20 protein-coding genes, 1 pseudogene and 1 riboswitch are annotated in these 22,462 nt (G+C 54.0%); of the genes and pseudogenes, 10 read left to right on the top strand and 11 right to left on the bottom strand.

Annotated elements, in window-relative coordinates; all coding sequences use genetic code 11:
* Positions 1 to 15: 15 nt before the first annotated feature.
* The 7 genes from ftsL to leuO all read right to left on the bottom strand — a co-directional run bounded on the left by ftsL (position 16) and on the right by leuO (position 7,157).
* Entirely contained in the window at positions 16 to 381 is a 366-nt protein-coding gene (gene ftsL, locus N7E69_RS12515; protein WP_000625651.1) for a cell division protein FtsL, read from the bottom strand.
* On the bottom strand, positions 378 to 1,319 hold the full coding sequence (gene rsmH, locus N7E69_RS12510; protein ID WP_000970444.1) for a 16S rRNA (cytosine(1402)-N(4))-methyltransferase RsmH: 942 nt from the start codon (positions 1,317 to 1,319) through the stop codon (positions 378 to 380). The genes ftsL and rsmH overlap by 4 nt, the downstream gene beginning before the upstream one ends.
* Before the next feature lies 1 nt (position 1,320).
* Positions 1,321 to 1,779 (bottom strand): division/cell wall cluster transcriptional repressor MraZ, encoded by a 459-nt coding sequence (mraZ, locus tag N7E69_RS12505; protein ID WP_000488294.1) that lies wholly within the window; start codon positions 1,777 to 1,779, stop codon positions 1,321 to 1,323.
* Positions 1,780 to 2,384: 605 nt separating this feature from the next.
* Complete coding sequence (cra, locus tag N7E69_RS12500) at positions 2,385 to 3,389, bottom strand: catabolite repressor/activator (protein ID WP_000762406.1); 1,005 nt, start codon at positions 3,387 to 3,389, stop codon at positions 2,385 to 2,387.
* Between the two features lie 283 nt (positions 3,390 to 3,672).
* On the bottom strand, positions 3,673 to 4,164 hold the full coding sequence (gene ilvN, locus N7E69_RS12495; RefSeq protein WP_001563086.1) for an acetolactate synthase small subunit: 492 nt from the start codon (positions 4,162 to 4,164) through the stop codon (positions 3,673 to 3,675).
* Between the two features lie 2 nt (positions 4,165 to 4,166).
* Positions 4,167 to 5,891 (bottom strand): acetolactate synthase 3 large subunit, encoded by a 1,725-nt coding sequence (gene ilvI / locus N7E69_RS12490; RefSeq protein ID WP_000425603.1) that lies wholly within the window; start codon positions 5,889 to 5,891, stop codon positions 4,167 to 4,169.
* Positions 5,892 to 6,212: 321 nt separating this feature from the next.
* Positions 6,213 to 7,157 carry a transcriptional regulator LeuO gene (gene leuO, locus N7E69_RS12485; protein ID WP_001115426.1) on the bottom strand — a complete coding sequence of 315 codons (945 nt, stop codon included), beginning with the start codon at positions 7,155 to 7,157 and terminating at the stop codon, positions 6,213 to 6,215.
* Between the two features lie 656 nt (positions 7,158 to 7,813).
* Between leuO and leuL the strand changes: the two genes are divergently transcribed.
* From leuL to leuD, 5 genes are all read left to right on the top strand, one after another.
* Positions 7,814 to 7,900 (top strand): leu operon leader peptide, encoded by an 87-nt coding sequence (leuL, locus tag N7E69_RS12480; protein WP_001575587.1) that lies wholly within the window; start codon positions 7,814 to 7,816, stop codon positions 7,898 to 7,900.
* Between the two features lie 87 nt (positions 7,901 to 7,987).
* Entirely contained in the window at positions 7,988 to 9,559 is a 1,572-nt protein-coding gene (leuA, locus tag N7E69_RS12475) for a 2-isopropylmalate synthase (protein WP_000082819.1), read from the top strand.
* Positions 9,559 to 10,650 (top strand): 3-isopropylmalate dehydrogenase, encoded by a 1,092-nt coding sequence (leuB, locus tag N7E69_RS12470; RefSeq protein WP_000042325.1) that lies wholly within the window; start codon positions 9,559 to 9,561, stop codon positions 10,648 to 10,650. The genes leuA and leuB overlap by 1 nt, the downstream gene beginning before the upstream one ends.
* Before the next feature lie 2 nt (positions 10,651 to 10,652).
* Positions 10,653 to 12,053 (top strand): 3-isopropylmalate dehydratase large subunit, encoded by a 1,401-nt coding sequence (gene leuC, locus N7E69_RS12465; protein ID WP_001140632.1) that lies wholly within the window; start codon positions 10,653 to 10,655, stop codon positions 12,051 to 12,053.
* Between the two features lie 10 nt (positions 12,054 to 12,063).
* A complete protein-coding gene (gene leuD / locus N7E69_RS12460; protein WP_000818268.1) occupies positions 12,064 to 12,669 on the top strand; it encodes a 3-isopropylmalate dehydratase small subunit in 606 nt (201 codons plus the stop codon).
* Between the two features lie 53 nt (positions 12,670 to 12,722).
* On the opposite strand, the gene N7E69_RS12455 is transcribed toward leuD, so the two are convergent.
* Together N7E69_RS12455 and sgrT are read right to left on the bottom strand one after the other, a co-directional pair.
* Positions 12,723 to 13,004 carry a DUF5339 family protein gene (locus N7E69_RS12455; protein ID WP_000755258.1) on the bottom strand — a complete coding sequence of 94 codons (282 nt, stop codon included), beginning with the start codon at positions 13,002 to 13,004 and terminating at the stop codon, positions 12,723 to 12,725.
* A gap of 319 nt (positions 13,005 to 13,323) precedes the next feature.
* A complete protein-coding gene (gene sgrT / locus N7E69_RS12450) occupies positions 13,324 to 13,446 on the bottom strand; it encodes a glucose uptake inhibitor SgrT (RefSeq protein WP_001248755.1) in 123 nt (40 codons plus the stop codon).
* A gap of 92 nt (positions 13,447 to 13,538) precedes the next feature.
* Here sgrT and sgrR point away from each other — a divergent pair, with 92 nt between their 5' ends.
* From sgrR to thiQ, 4 genes are all read left to right on the top strand, one after another.
* On the top strand, positions 13,539 to 15,197 hold the full coding sequence (gene sgrR, locus N7E69_RS12445; RefSeq protein ID WP_001139043.1) for an HTH-type transcriptional regulator SgrR: 1,659 nt from the start codon (positions 13,539 to 13,541) through the stop codon (positions 15,195 to 15,197).
* A 46-nt stretch (positions 15,198 to 15,243) separates the two neighbouring features.
* Positions 15,244 to 15,343, top strand: a riboswitch (TPP riboswitch).
* Between the two features lie 31 nt (positions 15,344 to 15,374).
* The gene (gene thiB, locus N7E69_RS12440; RefSeq protein WP_000915326.1) at positions 15,375 to 16,358 is read left to right on the top strand and encodes a thiamine ABC transporter substrate binding subunit; all 984 of its coding nucleotides are present in this window, start codon (positions 15,375 to 15,377) and stop codon (positions 16,356 to 16,358) included.
* Positions 16,334 to 17,944 carry a thiamine/thiamine pyrophosphate ABC transporter permease ThiP gene (thiP, locus tag N7E69_RS12435; RefSeq protein WP_000235640.1) on the top strand — a complete coding sequence of 537 codons (1,611 nt, stop codon included), beginning with the start codon at positions 16,334 to 16,336 and terminating at the stop codon, positions 17,942 to 17,944. Before thiB ends, thiP begins: the two co-directional genes overlap by 25 nt.
* Positions 17,928 to 18,635 carry a thiamine ABC transporter ATP-binding protein ThiQ gene (gene thiQ / locus N7E69_RS12430; RefSeq protein WP_000915966.1) on the top strand — a complete coding sequence of 236 codons (708 nt, stop codon included), beginning with the start codon at positions 17,928 to 17,930 and terminating at the stop codon, positions 18,633 to 18,635. Before thiP ends, thiQ begins: the two co-directional genes overlap by 17 nt.
* 38 nt (positions 18,636 to 18,673) lie before the next feature.
* Here the strand turns inward: thiQ and N7E69_RS12425 are convergent, their stop codons facing one another.
* Entirely contained in the window at positions 18,674 to 19,441 is a 768-nt protein-coding gene (locus tag N7E69_RS12425) for a DedA family protein (protein WP_001148372.1), read from the bottom strand.
* A gap of 118 nt (positions 19,442 to 19,559) precedes the next feature.
* Positions 19,560 to 20,405 carry an arabinose operon transcriptional regulator AraC gene (araC, locus tag N7E69_RS12420; protein ID WP_000852387.1) on the bottom strand — a complete coding sequence of 282 codons (846 nt, stop codon included), beginning with the start codon at positions 20,403 to 20,405 and terminating at the stop codon, positions 19,560 to 19,562.
* A gap of 339 nt (positions 20,406 to 20,744) precedes the next feature.
* Between araC and araB the strand changes: the two are divergent.
* Positions 20,745 to 22,453: pseudogene (gene araB, locus N7E69_RS12415) on the top strand (ribulokinase).
* The last annotated feature ends 9 nt before the right edge of the window (positions 22,454 to 22,462 follow it).

The following is a 22,462-nucleotide window of genomic DNA, read 5'->3' as shown; positions in this document are numbered from 1 at the left end:
GCGTCGCGTTTATCCTTATTTTTGCACTACGATATTTTCTTGGGACGGATCAACATGCTGCATTTGCAGCTTTTCCGTTGCGATCCGCTCCACCCGGCTGTGATCGCCGAGCGCATTTTCTTCAAGGATCAGGTTGCGCCATTCAATGTCCAATGCATCGCGCTCCAGAACCAATTGTTCACGCTGCGCGGTGAGTAAACGAGTATGGTGCGCCGTCGTGACCACCGTCACCGCCGTTAAAATGATGCAAATGAACAAGCAGAGTGGCAGCTTCCCGAACCGCAAAAGATCGTCACCGATCACGCCAGGCAAGGCATGGCGCTCGTTGCTTCCTATCGATCCCTTCACTTTGCTTAGGGCTTCTGTCACTCTGCTGATCATGCGTTCGTCCTCTCTGCGATACGCAGAACTGAACTACGGGCCCGAGGATTTTCAGCTACCTCTTTTTCACCCGGCATCAACTTGCCTAACGCTCGTAACTCACGACCGCCCAGTTTTTTGAGCTGCGCTTCCGTCATCGGTAATCCCGCCGGTACCTGCGGACCGCGGCTTTGCTCACGCATAAAGCGTTTCACAATACGGTCTTCCAGCGAGTGGAAACTGATGATTGAAAGCCGCCCGCCTGGAGCCAGTACGCTGAGCGAGCTTTTTAGCGCCTGCTCTATCTCCTCCAGTTCACTGTTTACCCAGATGCGCACCGCCTGGAAGGTACGGGTCGCGGGATGTTTGAATTTGTCTTTTACCGGGGTCGCCGCCGCAACCACCTCCGCCAGCTCTTTGGTGCGGGTCATCGGCTGTTCGCGATTGCGCTCAACAATGGCGCGAGCAATACGTTTGGCAAAACGCTCCTCGCCGAATGTTTTCAGCACCCAGGCGATATCCGCCTCCTCCGCCGTTTGTAACCACTCGGCGGCAGACTGGCCGCGCGTCGGGTCCATTCGCATATCCAGCGGACCGTCGCGCATAAATGAAAAACCGCGCTCCGCATCGTCAAGCTGCGGAGAAGATACGCCAAGATCGAGAAGGATCCCGTCAATCTTGCCGGTAAGCTCGCGCTCGGCTACATAATCAGCCAGCGCGGAAAAAGGTCCATGAATGATGGAGAAGCGAGGATCATTAATGGTCTGCGCAACGGCGATCGCCTGCGGATCGCGATCGATCGCCAGCAAGCGCCCCTCTTCGCCCAGTTGCGAGAGGATCAGGCGCGAGTGGCCGCCGCGACCAAATGTGCCATCAATATAGATACCATCCGGACGAATATTCAGCCCATTAACGGCTTCATCCAACAGTACCGTAGTGTGTTTAAAATTTTCCATCATCTTATAGAGACAAGTCCTGCAGCCGCTCCGATAACGTTTCGGTAGCTGACTGTTCAGCGTCGATATCTTCCTTGACCTGTTGATACCAGGTCGTTTCATCCCACAGCTCAAATTTGTTGAACTGTCCAACCAGCATCACTTCTTTCGTCAGTCCGGCATGTTGCCGCAGAACTGGCGCGATCAGTAATCGACCTGCACCATCCATCTGACATTCGCTGGCATGGCCCAACAGTAAACGCTGTACGCGACGTTCTACCGGGTTCATGCTCGACAGACGAGATAACTTTTGCTCAATAATTTCCCATTCAGGCAGGGGGTAAAGCAGCAGGCATGGGTGATGGATGTCAATGGTACATACCATTTGACCGGTAGCGCTCTCGATCAGTTGCTCCCGATAACGGGTCGGCACGGTCAGGCGCCCTTTACTGTCGAGATTGACTAACGTTGCCCCCCGGAACATGCCAGTCTCACCCCTTCTTACCACTTTATCCCACAAATTCCCACTCGAAGGAGTTTACGGAGCGGAGGAAAAGCTTGTCAAGCAAGTCACAACGCTTACCTAAGTAAAAAAGCCAATGTTTACGGCGAATATCTGCGTTGATTAATTTCCACCCAGCGTGCAAGTCAAATTAACGTTATGAATATTTGTAAGAAAAAAACCAAAGACCCACCGCCGTTTAAAACGGACTCAATATAATCCGAGAAAAATATAAAGTGTCAGTTTGCGACGCGAGCGGCATTTTAGGACATATTGCACCGTGTTAACAGTGCCTGTTTAACGTGTGCAGCGCCTGCTATACCAGCGCCTACGAGCGACTGTCGCGCCAAAGACAAAAAGTGGCTGTTAATTCGACGATTTCTTGCCTGCTTGTAACAAAACAAGACAAAGGAAAAGACTCGTTACGTCTTAATTAGTGGAATATGGACGATTTCGGACAAAAGAAAGGTAATAAAAAAGAATTTTCGGATAATTTTAAGGAATAGTCTTAATTATTTAAGGGATATTTTTACTGATACGCATTTGTTTGACGGCGGCAGAAGAGAGTGTCTTTTACCGCCGGTCCTTTAGCTACGGCTCAGAATGCCGCGACGATACAGGTTTCGCCGAATACGCGTTAAGCCGGGTTTCGGTTTACGCGGTTCATCAAGACTTGCCAGCACAATCTCCAGCACGCGTTCCGCGACATCACGATGACGCTGCGCCACCGCCAGTACCGGGCATTGCAGAAAATCCAGCAGCTCATGATCGCCGAAGGTCGCAATCGCCAAATCCGAAGGCAGTTTTCCATCGCGCCGCAGCGTAACGTCCATCACGCCCTGTAATAGCGCGAATGATGTCGTAAAGAGCGCCTGCGGCATAGGATGCGTTTCCAGCCATTTCTCAAACAGCTGCGCGGCGGCTTCGCGCTCATAGCTGTTGGCATATAAGAAATTCACCTCCCGCGGATCGTCTTTCCATGCGGTGCGGAACCCCTGCTCGCGCAGGAAACTGACGGACAACTCCGGCAGCGCGCCCAAATAAAGCACCGTTTCCGCCGGGAATTTACGCAGCTCTTCCGCCAACATCTCGGCATCATCCTGATCGGCACCGACCACGCTGGTGAAATGTTCGCGATCCAGCGCGCGGTCGAGCGCGACGATGGGGAACGGATCGTTGGCCCAGCGCTGATAGAAGGGATGCTCCGGCGGTAACGAAGTTGAAACAATGATTGCATCCACCTGGCGTTGCAAAAGGTGCTCAATGCAGCGCATTTCGTTATCCGGCTGATCTTCAGAACAGGCGATCAGCAGTTGGTAGCCACGCTGGCGTGCCTGGCGCTCAAGATAGTTTGCGATACGGGTGTAGCTCGTGTTTTCAAGGTCCGGGATCACCAGACCAATGGAACGTGTGCGTCCAGCACGCAGCCCGGCAGCCACAGCGTTAGGATGGTAATTGTGCTCACGCACTACCGCCATGACTTTTTCTACGGTTTTGTCGCTCACGCGGTATTGCTTTGCTTTACCGTTTATAACGTAGCTTGCAGTTGTGCGCGAGACACCGGCCAGCCGAGCGATTTCATCCAGTTTCACAATTGCCCCTTGTGTAAATTGTACAAACCATAACCTTTATGTCGGCATGGGTTAAAATCGTTAACATCTAAGCGCAGTTTGATCACTCCGGCAACCGCTTTTATTCCGGGTTACCACGGATTTCGCAAAAAAAAGCCCAACCGGTGATATTGGGTTGGGCGATAATTCCTGTTGGCTGATATCCGGCAAACCTGCCTGATGGCGCTACGCTTATCGGACCTGGGCCAGATATCAGCCTGTAGACCGGATAAAACGCAACCGCGTCGTCATCCGGCGAATCTGCTCAGCGCATAATCTTATCGCCGCGCGAAAGCCCGACGACGCCTGAACGCGCCACTTCAACAATTTTCGCCACGTCGCGCAGCGAGGCCAGAAAAGCATCCAGTTTATCGCTGGTGCCCGCCAGTTGAACGGTATACAGCGTTGGCGTGACATCAATAATCTGACCACGGAAAATTTCCGTATTACGCTTCACCTCTTCCCGTCCGTAGCCGCTGGCCTGGATTTTCACCAGCATGATTTCCCGCTCAACGTGCGCTCCCTGTCCCAGCTCGCTGACGCGCAGCACATCAACCAGCTTGTGCAGTTGCTTTTCAATTTGCTCAAGCACTTTTTCATCGCCTACCGTCTGGATAGTCATGCGCGACAACGTCGGATCGTCTGTCGGCGCGACGGTCAGGCTTTCAATATTATATCCGCGTTGCGAAAAGAGGCCGATAACCCGCGATAACGCCCCAGATTCGTTTTCCAGTAATACCGATAAAATCCGGCGCATCATCAGGTCCTCTCCGTTTTGCTTAACCACATTTCGTCCATCCCGCCCCCGCGAATCTGCATCGGATAGACATGCTCGCTGCCATCAACGGTGACATCGACGAACACCAGTCGGTTATTACGCACATGCTCAAGGGCTTCGCTGAGTTTACTTTCCAGCTCATCCGGGTGGTTAATCTGCAGCCCGACATGGCCATATGCTTCCGCCAGGCGCACAAAATCCGGTAACGACTGCATATAAGACTGAGAATGGCGACCGGAATAGATCATATCCTGCCACTGTTTTACCATCCCCAGATAACGGTTGTTCAGGTTCAGAACCAGTACCGGCAGTTCATACTGTAAGGCTGTCGACAGCTCCTGAATGTTCATCTGTATACTGCCATCGCCGGTCACGCAGACCACCATTTCTTTCGGCAGGGCCATTTTAACGCCCAATGCAGCCGGTAGGCCAAAACCCATCGTGCCGAGCCCGCCGGAATTAATCCAGCGACGTGGCTTATCGAACGGGTAATAGAGAGCGGCAAACATCTGGTGTTGTCCTACATCGGACGTCACGTACGCATCGCCCTTCGTCAGACGCCAGAGGGTTTCAATCACCGCCTGGGGTTTAATGCTTTCGCTTTCCGCGTCATATTTCAGGCACTGACGGGCGCGCCAGCTCTCTATCTGCTGCCACCAGTCGCGAATATCATCCTGCGGCTGAGACGGCGCATCCTGCGCCAGTAGCTCCAGCATTTGTTCCAGTACCAGGCGGGCATCGCCCACCACCGGGATATCAGCGTTAACCGTTTTGGATATGGACGTCGGGTCAATGTCGATGTGTAATACCGTCGCGTTCGGACAATATTTAGCGAGATTATTCGTCGTGCGGTCGTCAAATCGTACGCCAACAGCGAAAATCACGTCGGCGTTATGCATGGTCATATTGGCTTCATAAGTGCCATGCATTCCCAGCATTCCTAACGACTGGCGATGAGTAGCAGGAAACGCGCCCAGTCCCATTAATGAAGAGACCACCGGCAGGTTAAAGGTTTCAATGATGTGGCGCAACGGCGCATAGCAGGCCGCGCTTATCGCCCCTCCCCCAACGTAGACCACCGGCTTTTTTGCCGACGCCAGCGTTTGCAAGGCACGCTTAATTTGTCCTTTATGTCCTGATGTTGTGGGATTGTAAGAGCGCATACTGACCGTCTCCGGCCAGGCATACGGCATTTTTTTCGCCGGATTCAAAATATCTTTCGGCAAATCCACGACCACCGGCCCAGGACGTCCGCTTGCCGCCAGCCAGAAGGCCTTTTTAAGCACCAGGGGAATATCTTCCGTCTGTTTGACCAGGAAGCTATGTTTGACCACCGGTCGGGAAATCCCCACCATGTCGCACTCCTGAAAGGCATCATAGCCAATCAATGAGGTGGCGACCTGGCCGGAAAGAATCACCAGCGGAATGGAATCCATATAGGCCGTAGCAATCCCGGTAATCGCATTGGTCGCTCCCGGTCCGGAAGTCACCAGCACCACGCCAACGTCGCCAGTGGCTCGCGCCAGGCCATCCGCCATATGCACCGCGGCCTGCTCATGACGCACCAGCACATGATCGATCCCTCCAACGGTATGTAGCGCATCATAAATATCAAGCACTGCGCCTCCAGGATAGCCGAACACCTGCTTTACGCCTTGATCGATAAGCGATCGGACGACCATCTCGGCTCCAGACAACATCTCCACGGCTTGCCTCCACTTTATACCTGTCATCACGGTTTGACGGACACCTTAACCGCTCGCTATCACGCCTGGCAATTGGGTGGAATGACGTAAAGATGGGGAAGGTTAGAATAATCAGGAGGCAAGAAGAGAAGAAATGGAGAAATACTCCGTCTGAATCACACCAGGTAATAAATAATCGCTTATAAATGCAGACTTACAGCAATTCATCTATTTTTCACAACGACGAAAAGAATCGCTCACCGTTAATTCAGCATAAAATTTTTTATATACGCTAAAAAGCAGAATAAACCAGAATTTGTTTCTGATTTATTCTGCCCGGTTTTATCGCTTACAAACAGAAACTAATAAATCTTCCATCCATTGGTGCCCTTTATCACGCCCAGCCGCTTCATGCCAGGAAAGGTAGCATGTCCGGCTATTCAGTTTTAAAGGCAACGGCAATATTTGCAGATCCAGCGATTCCGCAAACTCTTCCGCCAGCCAGCGCGGGGCAATAGCGACCAAATGCGTCTGCGAAACCACGTTCAGAACGCTGATAAGCGCCATGCCCTGATAAGCCACGCTCGACTGTTTATCCGGCGTGTCATACCACGGCTGACTAAATGACGCATAACGATCGAGAGAAACAACCGCATGTTGTTCATTATAAACATCGCCTTCCAGTAGCGGGCCGCTAATACGCGGGTGTTTTCGGCTGGCGACTAAAACCATTTCATCTTTAAATAGCGGTACGCTGGTAAACTCAGGACGACGGAATTCTTCATAACTAATAACGAACTCGGTTTCCTGATAGCGTAACTGATGCTCAGTATTCTGATTCAACGACGCTTTAAAAACGACATGAATATTTGGCGTAATTTTTTCTACACGATTATAAATCTGTGACGTCAGGATATTATCCAGCGGACTGCACACGCAAAGATTGAATACACGTTCGCTGCTGGTCGGCTCAAACCCCGATCCCGGCAATTCATTTTGCACCAATTGTAACGCCTGACGGACTGAACCAAATAACTGAAATGCACGGGCAGTCGGCTGAATTCCTCGTCCATATCGAACAAAAAGTTCGTCATTAAACATAACCTTCAGACGCGCTACGGCGTTACTGACCGCAGGCTGCGACATTCCCAGCGTGTGGGCGGCGCGCGTAATATTCTGCTCTTGCATTACCGCATCGAACACGGTCAATAGGTTCAAATCAACCATGCGAAGCTGTGGTTTGCCCATATCTAAAAGATGCGGCTTTTCGGTTTTGACCTCTGGCATATTTAACTCCACTGTCACGCTTAACTCCCTTTTTCTGGCTGAAGGCAGAAATAATTCCTGAAAATATGATTTACCATGCATATAAAATAAGAAAAAGGGAAAGCGTTAAAATTCGGAAAACATAAAGACGCTGACAGAGACAAATAGAATGCCAGCGCAAGCATAATGTGTCCTGAGTCACACCATTGCGATTCATAATGTTTAAATTACGCAAGCAATATAACCATAACTATGGCGAATACACAATCATACACCAAGTGAATGATCATTTAAGTTTCAATTAAATGTTTATATTATTAATAGCTAAAAAGTTAACATTAATTTATCAATAACTTTATCCTTATCCATTAAGTAAACAAGGTTATTTGTTAAAATATAAAACAAATCAAAAAGATAAACCAAACCTTTAGCATACCTTTAACAGGCCATTCCCCTAACCAATTTGCAAACAAAAATGCCTAAATATTTCAAACAATGAAAAGTATGAATGTCCACTCGTTCTTTTATCCTTTATTGGACGCGCAGCCCAGCACAATTAGCTAAAGTACGTATCCGGATATCGTCAACAAAATGCAATGGCGACAGAAAATAGAGTTGACATTAAACGGCATATCCAGTACCACTAAAAGCATAACGCATTCGCTGGAGCTGAATTAATGTCACATATCGTTCGTTTCACTGGGCTACTACTACTCAACGCATTTATTGTGCGCGGTAGACCGGTGGGCGGCATTCAACATTAAGTCAGCTCGAAGTCAAACAAAACCCGCGCCGTTGCGCGGGTTTTTTTATGCCTGACGCAAGGCGCCCCTGGAGACAAGGACCACATCATGAGCCAGCAAGTCATTATTTTTGATACGACCTTACGCGACGGCGAACAAGCGTTACAGGCCAGCCTGAGCGCGAAAGAGAAGCTGCAGATTGCCCTGGCCCTTGAGCGCATGGGTGTTGATGTCATGGAAGTGGGCTTCCCGGTCTCTTCTCCGGGTGATTTTGAATCCGTCCAAACCATCGCCCGCACCATTAAAAACAGCCGCGTTTGCGCCCTGGCGCGTTGTGTAGAAAAAGACATTGACGTCGCGGCACAGGCGCTGAAGGTCGCCGACGCGTTTCGCATCCATACTTTTATCGCCACCTCGCCAATGCACATCGCCACCAAACTGCGCAGCACGCTGGATGAGGTCATCGAACGCGCGGTATACATGGTTAAGCGGGCGCGTAATTACACTGATGACGTAGAGTTCTCCTGCGAAGATGCTGGCCGGACGCCTGTTGACGATCTGGCGCGCGTGGTAGAAGCCGCTATAAACGCCGGCGCGAGAACCATTAATATTCCCGATACCGTGGGCTATACCATGCCGTTTGAGTTCGCGGGAATCATTTCCGGCCTGTATGAACGTGTCCCCAATATCGACAAAGCTATCATCTCCGTTCATACCCACGACGATTTAGGGATAGCAGTAGGCAACTCGCTGGCGGCAGTACATGCGGGCGCGCGTCAGGTTGAAGGCGCGATGAACGGTATCGGAGAACGTGCCGGTAACTGCGCACTGGAAGAAGTGATCATGGCGATTAAAGTGCGCAAAGACATCATGAATGTACACACCAACATCAATCACCACGAAATCTGGCGCACCAGCCAGACCGTCAGCCAGATCTGTAACATGCCGATCCCGGCCAACAAAGCGATTGTCGGCAGCGGCGCTTTTGCCCACTCTTCCGGCATCCACCAGGATGGCGTCCTCAAGAACCGCGAAAACTATGAAATCATGACGCCAGAGTCCATCGGTCTGAACCAGATACAGCTGAACCTGACCTCCCGCTCTGGCCGTGCCGCCGTGAAACATCGCATGGAAGAGATGGGTTACAAGGACACAGACTACAACATGGATCACCTGTACGACGCGTTCCTGAAGCTGGCGGACAAAAAAGGCCAGGTGTTCGACTATGACCTGGAAGCGCTGGCGTTTATTAATAAACAGCAAGAAGAACCAGAGCATTTCCGTCTGGATTACTTCAGCGTGCAGTCCGGCTCCAGCGATATCGCCACTGCTTCCGTGAAGCTGGCCTGTGGTGAAGAGATCAAGGCCGAAGCGGCGAACGGCAACGGCCCGGTCGACGCCATCTATCAGGCGATTAACCGCATCACTGGCTACGACGTTGAGTTGGTTAAATACGACCTGAACGCCAAAGGCCAGGGCAAAGACGCGCTGGGTCAGGTCGATATCGTCGTGAACCATCATGGTCGCCGCTTCCACGGCGTCGGGCTGGCGACGGATATCGTCGAATCCTCCGCCAAAGCGATGGTGCACGTACTGAACAATATCTGGCGCGCCGCCGAAGTTGAAAAAGAATTGCAACGCAAAGCTCAAAATAAAGAGAACAACAAGGAAACCGTGTAATGTCGAAGAACTATCATATTGCCGTACTGCCGGGCGACGGTATCGGCCCGGAAGTCATGGCGCAAGCCCTGAAAGTTATGGATGCGGTACGCAGCCGTTTTGATATGCGTATAACCACCAGCCACTATGACGTCGGCGGTATTGCTATCGACAATCATGGTCATCCACTGCCGAAAGCCACCGTTGAAGGGTGCGAGCAGGCGGATGCCATTCTGTTTGGCTCCGTCGGCGGCCCGAAATGGGAAAATTTGCCCCCGGAAAGCCAGCCAGAGCGCGGCGCCCTGCTGCCGCTGCGCAAACATTTCAAATTATTCAGTAACCTGCGTCCGGCGAAACTGTATCAGGGACTGGAAGCATTTTGCCCGTTGCGCGCCGATATCGCCGCTAACGGTTTCGATATCCTGTGCGTGCGCGAGCTGACCGGCGGGATCTATTTCGGACAGCCAAAAGGCCGCGAAGGCAGCGGTCAGTACGAAAAAGCCTTTGATACCGAAGTTTATCACCGCTTTGAGATCGAGCGCATTGCCCGTATCGCCTTTGAATCGGCGCGTAAACGCCGCCGTAAAGTCACCTCTATTGATAAAGCCAACGTACTGCAAAGCTCTATCCTGTGGCGTGAAATCGTCAATGATGTCGCGAAAACGTATCCCGATGTGGAACTCGCGCACATGTATATCGATAACGCCACCATGCAGTTGATTAAAGACCCGTCGCAGTTTGACGTACTGCTGTGCTCTAACCTGTTCGGCGACATTCTGTCCGACGAATGCGCCATGATCACCGGCTCAATGGGGATGTTGCCCTCCGCCAGCCTGAACGAGCAAGGGTTTGGCCTGTATGAACCGGCTGGCGGCTCCGCGCCGGATATCGCCGGGAAAAATATCGCCAATCCAATTGCGCAGATCCTGTCGCTGGCGCTGCTGCTGCGCTACAGCCTGGATGCCAACGATGCGGCAACAGCCATTGAACAGGCGATCAATCGCGCATTAGAAGAGGGCGTTCGCACCGGCGATTTAGCCAGGGGCGCTGCCGCAGTCAGTACCGATGAGATGGGCGATATTATCGCCCGCTATGTCGCAGAAGGGGTGTAATCATGGCCAAAACGTTATACGAAAAATTATTTGATGCCCACGTGGTCTTTGAGGCGCCAAACGAAACGCCGCTGCTGTACATCGACCGCCACCTGGTGCATGAAGTCACCTCTCCGCAGGCGTTTGACGGTCTGCGCGCGCACCATCGTCCGGTACGTCAGCCAGGGAAAACCTTCGCCACGATGGATCACAACGTCTCGACGCAGACTAAAGACATTAATGCTTCCGGTGAAATGGCGCGTATCCAGATGCAGGAGCTGATTAAGAACTGTAACGAGTTCGGCGTCGAGCTGTATGACCTGAATCACCCATATCAGGGCATCGTCCATGTGATGGGGCCGGAACAGGGCGTCACCCTGCCGGGCATGACCATCGTCTGCGGCGACTCCCACACCGCCACCCACGGCGCGTTTGGCGCGCTGGCCTTCGGCATCGGCACTTCTGAGGTAGAACATGTACTGGCGACGCAAACCCTGAAACAGGGGCGCGCTAAAACCATGAAGATTGAAGTCACGGGCAACGCCGCGCCGGGCATTACCGCCAAAGACATCGTGCTGGCGATCATCGGTAAAACCGGCAGCGCCGGCGGCACCGGGCACGTGGTTGAATTTTGCGGCGACGCGATCCGCGCGCTGAGTATGGAAGGCCGCATGACGCTGTGCAATATGGCGATTGAGATGGGCGCCAAAGCCGGTCTGGTCGCCCCGGATGAAACCACTTTTAACTACGTAAAAGGGCGTTTGCACGCGCCGAAGGGCCGCGATTTTGACGAAGCCGTCGAGTACTGGAAAACGCTGAAAACCGATGACGGCGCGACCTTTGATACTGTCGTCACCCTGCGAGCAGAAGAGATCGCGCCGCAGGTGACCTGGGGCACGAATCCGGGCCAGGTGATTTCCGTCACCGACATCATCCCCGATCCCGCCTCTTTTAGCGATCCGGTTGAGCGCGCCAGCGCCGAAAAAGCGCTGGCTTATATGGGCTTACAGCCGGGCGTACCGTTAACGGACGTTGCTATTGATAAAGTCTTTATCGGCTCTTGTACCAATTCGCGTATTGAAGATTTGCGCGCGGCGGCGGAAGTCGCCAAAGGGCGCAAAGTTGCGCCTGGCGTGCAGGCGCTGGTGGTGCCGGGTTCAGGTCCGGTGAAAGCGCAGGCGGAAGCGGAAGGTCTGGACAAGATCTTTATCGAAGCAGGATTTGAATGGCGCTTACCGGGCTGTTCCATGTGCCTGGCCATGAATAATGACCGCCTGAACCCGGGCGAGCGCTGCGCCTCCACCAGCAACCGTAACTTTGAAGGCCGTCAGGGCCGCGGGGGTCGCACGCATTTAGTCAGCCCGGCGATGGCCGCCGCTGCCGCCGTTACCGGCCACTTCGCCGACATTCGCAGCATCAAATAAGGAAACTACCATGGCAGAGAAATTTACCCAGCATACCGGCCTGGTTGTCCCACTGGATGCCGCCAACGTCGATACCGATGCAATTATCCCTAAACAGTTTTTGCAGAAGGTTACGCGCACCGGTTTTGGCGCCCATCTGTTTAACGACTGGCGCTTCCTGGACGAAAAGGGCCAACAGCCAAATCCGGAATTCGTGTTGAACTTTCCGGAATATCAAGGCGCGTCGATTCTGTTGGCGCGGGAAAACTTTGGCTGCGGCTCGTCACGCGAACACGCGCCGTGGGCGTTGACCGATTACGGCTTTAAAGTGGTGATCGCGCCAAGCTTCGCCGACATCTTCTACGGCAACAGCTTTAACAACCAACTGCTGCCGGTAACCCTGAGCGACGCACAGGTCGATGAGCTGTTTGCTCTGGTGAAAGCCAATCCGGGCATTAAATTTGAAGTGGATCTGGAAGCACAGGTGGTGAAAGCAGGCGATAAGACCTACAGCTTTAAAATCGACGACTTCCGCCGCCACTGCATGTTGAACGGTCTGGACAGCATTGGGCTGACGCTGCAGCACGAAGACGCGATTGCCGAGTACGAAGACAAGCAGCCTGAGTTTATGCGTTGATACCAAAACGACCAGCAATAAGCGATACTCATCGCTTATTGCTGGTATCTATCTTATTTTAATCCCAGAGCCTGTTTAATCTGAACCATTGACGCCAGAGCCTGCTTACACGCAGCATCCTGGTCAGATGCAGCTACAGTTTCCAACTGTTTTTTTGACGCTTCGAGTTGAGGCTTCATCGCGTCAAATTGCTGTTTTGCCTGTTCACTCGTTGCTGCAGCCTGCTCAACCAGGGCATCAATATCATTAAAATATTGCTGACAACTTTCAGCCATTGCCGCGAAAGAGGAATTGGACATAGCAAAAAGCGCTGCAAGCAAAAAAACCTTTTTCATTATCATTCCTTTGTACTAAACACGTTAAAGCACCATGCGATAACGCGTATAAGATTAGCGATGATAAAAATAAAAAAAAGTCTGTTTCAGTACCATGCAAAATGGCGCTTGTCACGCAACATTACACGTCTTTTACTCGCCCGGTCATCACCTGCGTGACCACAGAAACCGCCGTATAAATCCCGTTGAGACGCCGTCCCATCGTCGTCATCCAGAAACAGCCGAAATAAAAAAAGCCAGCAGATATTATCTGCTGGCGGGTGATTTTAGGCTATCGCCTACACCAATACTCAGTCACACATGATGTCTGCAATTGGCTTCAATCGGTCGCCTCCCACTGCATCAGTTCCGCGAGCATTTTTAAGCGCTGCGGCGCGCTCAGGCAAGCCAGCCAGGACGTTTTTTCCGTCGCGGCAAAATATCTCAACCAGAACTGGCGCATAGTGACCTCTTCCTCTTGCTTCATCGAAAGATATTATTGGCCTAATATAGGGATAATAAAATTGCTGAGTTTTTCATCGGAGTTCCCCTTTTATGCCCTCAGGTCGCCTGCAACAACAATTTATCCGTCTCTGGCAATGTTGTGACGGTAAAACGCAAGACACCACGCTTAATGAGCTGGCGGATCTGCTGAACTGTTCGCGTCGCCATATGCGTACGCTGCTAAATACGATGCAGGCGCGCGGTTGGCTAACATGGGAAGCTGAGGTTGGACGCGGAAAGCGTTCGCGTCTGACGTTCCTGTATACCGGACTGGCGCTGCAACAGCAGCGGGCGGAAGACCTGCTGGAACAAGATCGAATCGATCAACTGGTACAACTGGTCGGCGATAAAAGCGCTGTCAGGCAAATGCTGATTTCCCATCTGGGACGCAGCTTCCGCCAGGGGCGGCATATTCTGCGGGTTCTTTACTATCGTCCGATGCACAATCTCCTGCCGGGAACCGCATTACGTCGCTCGGAAACTCATATTGCCCGGCAAATTTTCAGTTCGCTCACGCGGGTAAATGAGGAAAACGGGGAACTGGAAGCGGACATTGCGCACCACTGGCAGCAAATTTCCCCTTTACTGTGGCGCTTCTACCTGCGCCCCGGCATTCATTTTCATCATGGCCGCGAGCTGGAGATGGAAGATGTCATCACCTCGCTGACGCGTATCAATACGCTTCCGCTTTACTCGCACATCACAAAGATAGACTCCCCTACCGCGTGGACGCTGGATATTCATCTTTCCCAGCCGGATCGCTGGTTGCCGTGGCTGCTGGGCCAGGTCCCGGCGATGATTTTGCCGCGGGAGTGGGAAACGCTGGCTAATTTCGCCAGCCACCCTATCGGCACCGGGCCTTATGCCGTGCGGCGTAATACGCCAAACCAGCTCAAGATACTCGCCTTTGATGATTACTTCGGCTATCGGGCGTTGATAGACGAAGTGAATGTCTGGGTACTGCCGGATATCAGTGAAGAACCGGCCTGCGGCTTGATGCTGGAAGGGCCGATACAAGGCGGTGAAAAAGCGATAGAAAGCCGACTGGAAGAGGGGTGCTATTACCTGCTATTCGACGCCAGAACGCCGCGCGGCGCGCATCTGCAGGTCAGAGAATGGGTAAGCCACGTCCTCTCCCCCACCAATTTACTCTATCATGCCGATGAACCGCTACAGCAGCTCTGGTTCCCGGCCTATGGGCTTTTACCGCGCTGGCATCACGCCCGTCCAGGCCCGGGCGAAAAACCCGCCGGGCTGGAAACCCTCACGCTGACCTTCTATCGCGAACACATTGAGCACCGGGTTATCGCCCGTATCATGAGCGCGCTTCTGGCTGAACATCAGGTGCATCTGCATATTCAGGAGATCGACTACGATCAATGGCACGCCGGCGACATCGAAAGCGATATCTGGCTCAATAGCGCTAACTTTACGCTGCCGCTGGATTTCTCGCTGTTCGCGCACTTGTGCGAAGTACCGCTCTTGCAGAACTGCATTCCGCGCGACTGGCAGGACGACGCCGCGCAGTGGCGCGCTGGCGAGATGAACCTGGCGAACTGGTGCCAGCAACTGCTGGCCAACAAAGCGATTGTGCCGTTGATCCACCACTGGCTGATTATCCAGGGACAACGCAGTATGCGCGGGCTGCGCATGAATACCCTCGGCTGGTTTGATTTTAAATCGGCGTGGTTTGCGCCGCCAGATCCTTAACGCCAGCTCTTGATTGCTGCCCGGCAACAAAATCACTACACTAACGCCGAACTCAACGGGGTGCCGCGCTCATGCGCGCGCTGAGAAAATACCCGTCGAACCTGATCCGGATAATGCCGGCGAAGGGATTTGAGGCTACCTCTCAAGTCCTTTGCCACTCTTTAACAGAGGTGCAAAGTGTTAAAAAAATATCTTCCGCTTTTACTCCTGTGCGCGGCGCCTGCTTTCGCCAAACCCGTTCTCACCGTCTATACCTACGACTCGTTCGCCGCCGACTGGGGGCCAGGCCCGGCGGTGAAAAAAGCGTTTGAAGCCGATTGCAACTGCGAGCTGAAACTGGTGGCGCTGGAGGATGGCGTTTCGCTGCTCAACCGCCTGCGGATGGAGGGGAAGAACAGCAAAGCCGATGTGGTGTTGGGGCTGGACAATAATCTGCTGGAAGCGGCCACGCAAACTAAACTCTTTGCCAAAAGCGGCGTGGCGAATGAGGCGGTCAAGGTGCCCGGCGGCTGGAAAAACGACACATTTGTGCCGTTCGATTACGGCTATTTCGCCTTTGTCTACGATAAAAGCAAGCTGAAAAATCCGCCGAAAAGCCTGAAAGAACTGGTCGAGAGCGATCAAAAATGGCGGGTAATTTATCAGGACCCGCGTACCAGTACGCCAGGGCTGGGGCTGTTACTGTGGATGCGCAAAGTCTATGGCGATAACGCGCCGCAGGCCTGGCAAAAACTGGCGGCCAAAACGGTGACGGTGACGAAAGGCTGGAGCGAGGCCTACGGCTTATTTCTGAAAGGTGAAAGCGATTTGGTGCTCAGTTACACCACCTCTCCGGCGTATCACATTATTGAAGAGAAGAAGGACAATTACGCCGCCGCGAACTTCAGCGAAGGCCATTACTTACAGGTAGAAGTCGCGGCGCGTACCGTCGCCAGTAAGCAGCCGGAACTGGCGGAGAAATTCCTCAAATTTATGGTTTCTCCGGCGTTTCAGAACGCCATACCCACCGGCAACTGGATGTACCCGGTAGCGGACGTCGCCTTACCAGCAGGGTTTGAATCATTGGCCAAACCCGCCACAACGCTGGAATTCACGCCGCAACAAGTGGCAGCACAACGCCAGGCATGGATTAGCGAATGGCAACGCGCCGTCAGCCGTTAATTCCCGGCTGGCTGATTCCGGGGCTGTGCGCCGCCGCGCTGATGATAACCGTCTCGCTGGCGGCCTTTCTGGCGCTTTGGCTGAACGCGCCGTCGGGCGCGTGGTCGACAATCTGGCGGGATAGCTACCTGTGGCATGTGGTGCGCTTCTCATTCTGGCAGGCGTTTCTGTCCGCAGTGCTGTCTGTGGTCCCGGCGGTTTTTCTCGCCCGCGCGCTTTATCGACGCCGTTTTCCTGGACGTCTGGCGCTGCTGCGTCTGTGCGCCATGACGCTGATTCTGCCGGTACTGGTTGCCGTGTTCGGTATTCTTAGCGTGTATGGCCGTCAGGGCTGGCTGGCCTCGCTGTGGCAGATGCTGGGGCTTCAGTGGACATTCTCCCCCTACGGCTTGCAGGGCATTTTACTGGCGCACGTCTTTTTTAACCTGCCAATGGCGAGCCGTTTGTTGCTGCAATCTTTGGAAAGCATTCCCGGCGAGCAGCGCCAGCTCGCCGCCCAGCTCGGTATGCGCGGCTGGCATTTTTTCCGTTTTGTCGAATGGCCGTGGCTGCGCCGCCAAATTCCACCCGTCGCGGCGCTGATTTTTATGCTCTGCTTCGCCAGTTTCGCAACGGTTCTGTCGCTCGGCGGCGGCCCGCAGGCCACCACTATCGAACTGGCTATCTTTCAGGCGCTTAGTTATGACTACGATCCCGCCCGCGCGGCGATGCTGGCATTAATCCAGATGGTCTGCTGCCTGGCGCTGGTACTGCTAAGCCAACGGCTGAGCAAAGCGATTGCGCCGGGGATGACGCTGACGCAGGGTTGGCGCGATCCTGACGATCGTCTCCACAGCCGTCTGACGGACGCCTTATTAATCGTGCTGGCGCTGCTGCTGCTGCTTCCGCCGCTGGTCGCCGTGGTGGTCGATGGCGTCAACCGCAGCCTGCCGGAGGTGCTGGCGCAACCCATTCTGTGGCAGGCTGTCTGGACATCGCTACGCATTGCGCTGGCGGCGGGCGTTCTGTGTGTGGTGCTGACCATGATGCTACTGTGGAGTAGCCGCGAGCTACGCCAACGCCAGCAAGTCTTCGCCGGACAAACGCTGGAACTCAGCGGGATGTTGATCCTCGCGATGCCGGGGATCGTGCTGGCGACAGGCTTCTTTTTACTGCTCAATAGCAGCGTTGGCTTACCGGAATCCGCCGACGGCATCGTGATTTTCACCAATGCGCTGATGGCAATCCCCTACGCGCTAAAAGTCCTGGAAAACCCAATGCGCGATATTACCGCCCGTTATGGAATGCTGTGCCAGTCATTAGGAATTGAAGGCTGGTCGCGGTTAAAGGTCGTGGAACTGCGGGCGCTGAAACGTCCGCTGGCGCAGGCGCTGGCGTTTGCCTGCGTACTTTCTATCGGTGATTTTGGCGTCGTCGCGCTTTTCGGCAATGACAATTTCCGCACGCTGCCGTTTTATCTGTATCAGCAGATCGGCTCCTACCGCAGCCAGGACGGCGCGGTGACCGCGCTGATACTGCTGCTGCTCTGCTTTACGTTATTTACCCTCATAGAGAAACTACCGGGCCGACATGCTAAAACTGATTGATATCACCTGGCTTTACCATCATTTGCCGATGCGTTTTACGCTGGCGGTAGAACGCGGCGAGCAGGTGGCGATTCTTGGCCCCAGCGGCGCGGGGAAAAGCACGTTGTTGAATTTAATTGCCGGTTTTCTTGCGCCTGCCAGCGGTACGCTACTGATTGCCGGCGACGATCATACGCTTACGCCGCCCTCACGCCGTCCGGTCTCAATGCTGTTTCAGGAGAATAATTTATTCAGCCACCTGAATGTGCAGCAAAATATCGGTCTGGGGCTAAACCCTGGGTTAACGCTCAACGCCAGCCAGCGGGAAAAACGGGACGCTATCGCACATCAGATGGGCATTGAGAGTCTGATGACGCGTTTACCGGGCGAACTGTCCGGCGGCCAGCGTCAGCGGGTAGCGCTGGCGCGCTGCCTGGTACGTGAACAGCCGGTACTGCTGCTGGATGAACCGTTCTCCGCGCTCGATCCCGCGCTGCGCCAGGAGATGCTGACGTTGGTCAGCGATATCTGCCGCGAGCGACAGCTCACGCTGTTGATGGTCTCGCACAGCGTGGAAGATGCGGCGCGAATTGCGCCCCGGTCAATCGTCGTGGCCGACGGACGCATTGCGTGGCAAGGCAAAACAGACGAGCTACTAAGCGGTCAGGCCAGCGCCTCAGCGCTATTGGGCATCAAATCCCATCTTTTGTAGGCCGGATAAGGCGAAGCCGCCATCCGGCAAAGGAATCGTTAGTAACCCACAACTTTGCGCAGAATATCGATATATACCGGCATCAGCGGGTGGCGAATCAGCACCACCAGCGCGACCACGCCGCTCCCGAGCGTCAACGGCGCCAGATACAGCAAACGGCTGCGGGGGAGATACGCGGTTAAACGATCGACTGCCGCTTTGCCGCTGCGCCACAGCCGCCAGCATAGCCAGCCTCCGACCCACAGCAGCAACGCCGTAGCCAGCAGCAGCCATTTGAAATCTCCGCTCTGCATATCAGAAGGAATATCGATTGCCGCTCCCGCCAGAATGCCCGGCAGGAAATAAAACGGTGGCCACAGCAAACAGCCAATCAAGTTTGGCCCAATAAATTTCGCCACGGGAAGATCCAGCATCCCTGCCACCATCGGCACCAGCGGCCTCGTCGGACCGACAAAACGTCCGACCAGGATCGTGAACATACTGTGCTGATGCAGCGCGTGTTCGGTTTTATCCAGCAGCGACTTGTTTTTTTTCATAAAAGACCAGCGGTGTAGCGGCTTTTTAAAGCGCCACCCCAGCCAGAACGAAATCCAGTCGCCCATCAGACAGCCGATAATACCCACCAGCCAGGCATGCCAAAAATTGAGCTCGCCGCTGCCGATAAGCGCGCCCAGCCCCGCCATCAGTACCGTGCCGGGTAAAATCAACCCCACCAGCGCCAGCGATTCCAGGAAGGCGACCAGCAACACGGCGATAAGCGAATACAGAGTGGATTGGGTGATAAAATGTTCCAGCAGTGCTTGCATAGTGTGTCCGTCAGCGTGATGAAGCAGGGATTCTGCTTACCCCGTCCCCCTTCGTCAAGCCGTCAATTATCCGAATAGTTACGGCTTATGACATCTTTGTGGACTCATCATTCACTTTTTATTCACATCCGGCCCTGAACTCGCTAGGACTTGCCCCGGTGCATTTTTTAAATACCCGCGAAAAATAGAGCTGATCGTCAAATCCAACATTGCGCCCAACGGTCGCTATCGGCATTCGCGTGGTGCTAAGCAGGAGTTTCGCCTGGCTGATACGCTGATCTTCGCGCCAACTCAATACGCTAATGCCTAACTGCTGGCGGAACAGATGCGATAACCGGGAGGGCGACAGGCAGACATGCTGGGCGACGCTGGCGATATCAAAATGGCTGTCCGCCAGATGGTCGCTGATATACTGGCAGGCATCGCGCACACGGCTATCCATCGGCGGATGCAACGACTCATTAATTACCGCCATACGTCTGAGCAACAACTGCTCCAGCAGATTGATCGCCAGTAGCTCAGAATAGCGGCCTTCCCCTTGCCCGGCGCTGATGATCTGCCCGAACAGTTCGCTGAAATGCGGCTGGCGCGCCTCGTCCGGGCGGAAAAATCCTGTCTGGGCAAAGATTGTCGGCCAGGTCAGCCACTCCTGCCAGTAGGCGCGAGGCCGGAAATAAACCCACTGGTGATACCACTCGCTGGCGTCCGGATGCCGTCCATAGTGATGAATCTCGCCCGGCGGAAACAATAATATATCTCCAGGCCGACAGACAAACTGCTCGCCATTATTATTAATGACGCCCTCTCCGCGGATGGTCAGGTTAAGAATATATCCCTTCATGCCCAACGGACGATCGATAAAAAAATCCAGATATCCATTCGCTTCAATTGGCGTCAGCCCGGCGACCAGATGGGCATTAAATGAATATCCCGGCAATAGCGGATCATTTTGCGTTTCAGCCATGATTTCTCTACCCCCGATGTTCAGAGAAGAAACAAATTGTCCATATTGACCAGGACGACAGAGCTTCCGTCTCCGCAAGACCTTGCGCTTGATGAAAGCACGTATCAACCCCGCTTGTGAAAAGCGCTTTGTAACAAAAGCGTACAGTTCAGGCGATAAAATTAAGTAACAGAAGTGTCTATAACTATGGCTGGAATGTCCACATTGAATATTTGCACAGCGTCACACTTTGCAAAGCATTAGCATTTTTGTCCATAAGATTAGCGGATCCTGCCTGACGGTTTTTGCCGCGACTCTCTACTGTTTCTCCATACCTGTTTTTCTGGATGGAGTAAGACGATGGCAATTGCAATTGGCCTCGATTTTGGCAGTGATTCAGTGCGCGCTCTGGCAGTGGACTGCGCCACCGGCGACGAGATCGCCACCAGCGTAGAGTGGTATCCACGCTGGCAAGAAGGCCGTTATTGCGACGGCCCGAACAACCAGTTCCGTCATCATCCGCGCGACTACATGGAGTCAATGGAGGCCGCGCTGAAAGCCGTTCTGGCACAATTAAGCGCCGCGCAACGCGCAAATGTCGTTGGCATTGGCGTTGACAGCACCGGTTCTACGCCAGCGCCGATTGACGCCGACGGTAACGTCCTGGCGCTGCGTCCGGAGTTCGCCGAGAACCCGAATGCGATGTTTGTGCTGTGGAAAGATCACACCGCGGTGGAAGAGGCCGACGAAATCACTCGTCTGTGCCATAAGCCAGGTAAGGTCGACTACTCCCGCTATATTGGCGGCATTTACTCCAGCGAATGGTTCTGGGCGAAGATTCTGCACGTCACCCGCCAGGATAGCGCCGTCGCGCAGGCCGCCGTCTCGTGGATTGAACTGTGTGACTGGGTGCCGGCGCTGCTTTCCGGCACCACTCGCCCGCAAGATATCCGCCGTGGCCGCTGCAGCGCCGGGCACAAAACACTGTGGCATGAAAGCTGGGGCGGTCTGCCGCCCGCGAGCTTCTTTGATGAACTCGATCCGTGCATTAACCGTCATCTGCACTACCCGTTATTTAGCGAAACCTTCACCGCCGATCTGCCCGTGGGCACCCTGTGCGCCGAATGGGCGCAGCGCCTCGACTTGCCGGAAAGCGTAGTGATTTCCGGCGGCGCGTTCGACTGCCACATGGGCGCGGTCGGCGCGGGCGCACAGTCCAATACGCTGGTAAAAGTCATCGGCACGTCTACCTGCGACATTCTGATTGCGGATAAACAGAGCGTCGGGGATCGCGCCGTGAAAGGCATTTGCGGTCAGGTTGACGGCAGCGTGGTGCCGAACTTTATCGGTCTGGAAGCGGGGCAATCTGCTTTCGGCGACATCTACGCCTGGTTTAGCCGCGTGTTGAGCTGGCCGCTGGAACAACTTGCCGCGCAGCACCCGGAACTGAAAACCCAGATTAACGCCAGCCAGAAGCAGCTACTGCCAGCGCTCACCGACGCTGGGCGAAAAATCCGTCCCTGGATCACCTGCCGGTGGTGCTCGACTGGTTTAACGGTCGCCGCACGCCAAACGCTAATCAGCGTCTGAAAGGCGTCATTACCGATCTCAATCTCGCCACCGACGCGCCAGCGCTGTTTGGCGGTCTGGTCGCCTCGACCGCCTTCGGCGCGCGCGCCATTCAGGAGTGTTTTACCGAGCAGGGTATCGCGGTCAATAACGTGATGGCGCTTGGCGGCATCGCCCGTAAAAATCAGGTCATTATGCAGGTCTGCTGCGACGTACTGAATCGTCCGTTGCAGATCGTCGCTTCCGACCAGTGTTGCGCATTAGGCGCCGCTATCTTTGCCGCCGTTGCCGCGAAAGTCCATGCCGATATTCCTGCCGCCCAGCAAAGCATGGCGAGCGCGGTAGAACGCACTCTGCGTTCCCGCCCTGAACAGGCGCAACGCTTCGAACGGCTTTACCGCCGCTACCAGCAGTGGGCGCTAAGCGCAGAACAACATTATCTTCCGACTGCCGCGCCGGCGCCAACGACCCCGGCCAATCAGGCAATCCTGACTCATTAAGGACACGAC

Origin of the sequence: Salmonella sp. 3C (genome assembly GCF_025426275.1) — a bacterium.
Taxonomy (GTDB): Bacteria; Pseudomonadota; Gammaproteobacteria; order Enterobacterales; family Enterobacteriaceae; genus Salmonella; species Salmonella enterica.
Note: the sequence above shows the minus strand (reverse complement) of the source record. Positions and strands in the feature narration are given on the sequence as shown.

What these genes read in the sequence shown, in the direction of transcription:
- sgrR (WP_001139043.1), top strand. Translation starts at nt 13,539, where the DNA reads ATGCCCTCAGGTCGCCTGCAACAACAATTTATCCGTCTCTGGCAATGT.
- araC (WP_000852387.1), bottom strand. Translation starts at nt 20,405, where the DNA reads ATGGCTGAAACGCAAAATGATCCGCTATTGCCGGGATATTCATTTAAT.
- leuA (WP_000082819.1), top strand. Translation starts at nt 7,988, where the DNA reads ATGAGCCAGCAAGTCATTATTTTTGATACGACCTTACGCGACGGCGAA.
- rsmH (WP_000970444.1), bottom strand. Translation starts at nt 1,319, where the DNA reads ATGATGGAAAATTTTAAACACACTACGGTACTGTTGGATGAAGCCGTT.
- N7E69_RS12425 (WP_001148372.1), bottom strand. Translation starts at nt 19,441, where the DNA reads ATGCAAGCACTGCTGGAACATTTTATCACCCAATCCACTCTGTATTCG.
- ilvN (WP_001563086.1), bottom strand. Translation starts at nt 4,164, where the DNA reads ATGCGCCGGATTTTATCGGTATTACTGGAAAACGAATCTGGGGCGTTA.
- leuL (WP_001575587.1), top strand. Translation starts at nt 7,814, where the DNA reads ATGTCACATATCGTTCGTTTCACTGGGCTACTACTACTCAACGCATTT.
- leuD (WP_000818268.1), top strand. Translation starts at nt 12,064, where the DNA reads ATGGCAGAGAAATTTACCCAGCATACCGGCCTGGTTGTCCCACTGGAT.
- ftsL (WP_000625651.1), bottom strand. Translation starts at nt 381, where the DNA reads ATGATCAGCAGAGTGACAGAAGCCCTAAGCAAAGTGAAGGGATCGATA.
- sgrT (WP_001248755.1), bottom strand. Translation starts at nt 13,446, where the DNA reads ATGCGCCAGTTCTGGTTGAGATATTTTGCCGCGACGGAAAAAACGTCC.
- leuO (WP_001115426.1), bottom strand. Translation starts at nt 7,157, where the DNA reads ATGCCAGAGGTCAAAACCGAAAAGCCGCATCTTTTAGATATGGGCAAA.
- N7E69_RS12455 (WP_000755258.1), bottom strand. Translation starts at nt 13,004, where the DNA reads ATGAAAAAGGTTTTTTTGCTTGCAGCGCTTTTTGCTATGTCCAATTCC.
- leuB (WP_000042325.1), top strand. Translation starts at nt 9,559, where the DNA reads ATGTCGAAGAACTATCATATTGCCGTACTGCCGGGCGACGGTATCGGC.
- thiQ (WP_000915966.1), top strand. Translation starts at nt 17,928, where the DNA reads ATGCTAAAACTGATTGATATCACCTGGCTTTACCATCATTTGCCGATG.
- leuC (WP_001140632.1), top strand. Translation starts at nt 10,653, where the DNA reads ATGGCCAAAACGTTATACGAAAAATTATTTGATGCCCACGTGGTCTTT.
- thiP (WP_000235640.1), top strand. Translation starts at nt 16,334, where the DNA reads ATGGCAACGCGCCGTCAGCCGTTAATTCCCGGCTGGCTGATTCCGGGG.
- mraZ (WP_000488294.1), bottom strand. Translation starts at nt 1,779, where the DNA reads ATGTTCCGGGGGGCAACGTTAGTCAATCTCGACAGTAAAGGGCGCCTG.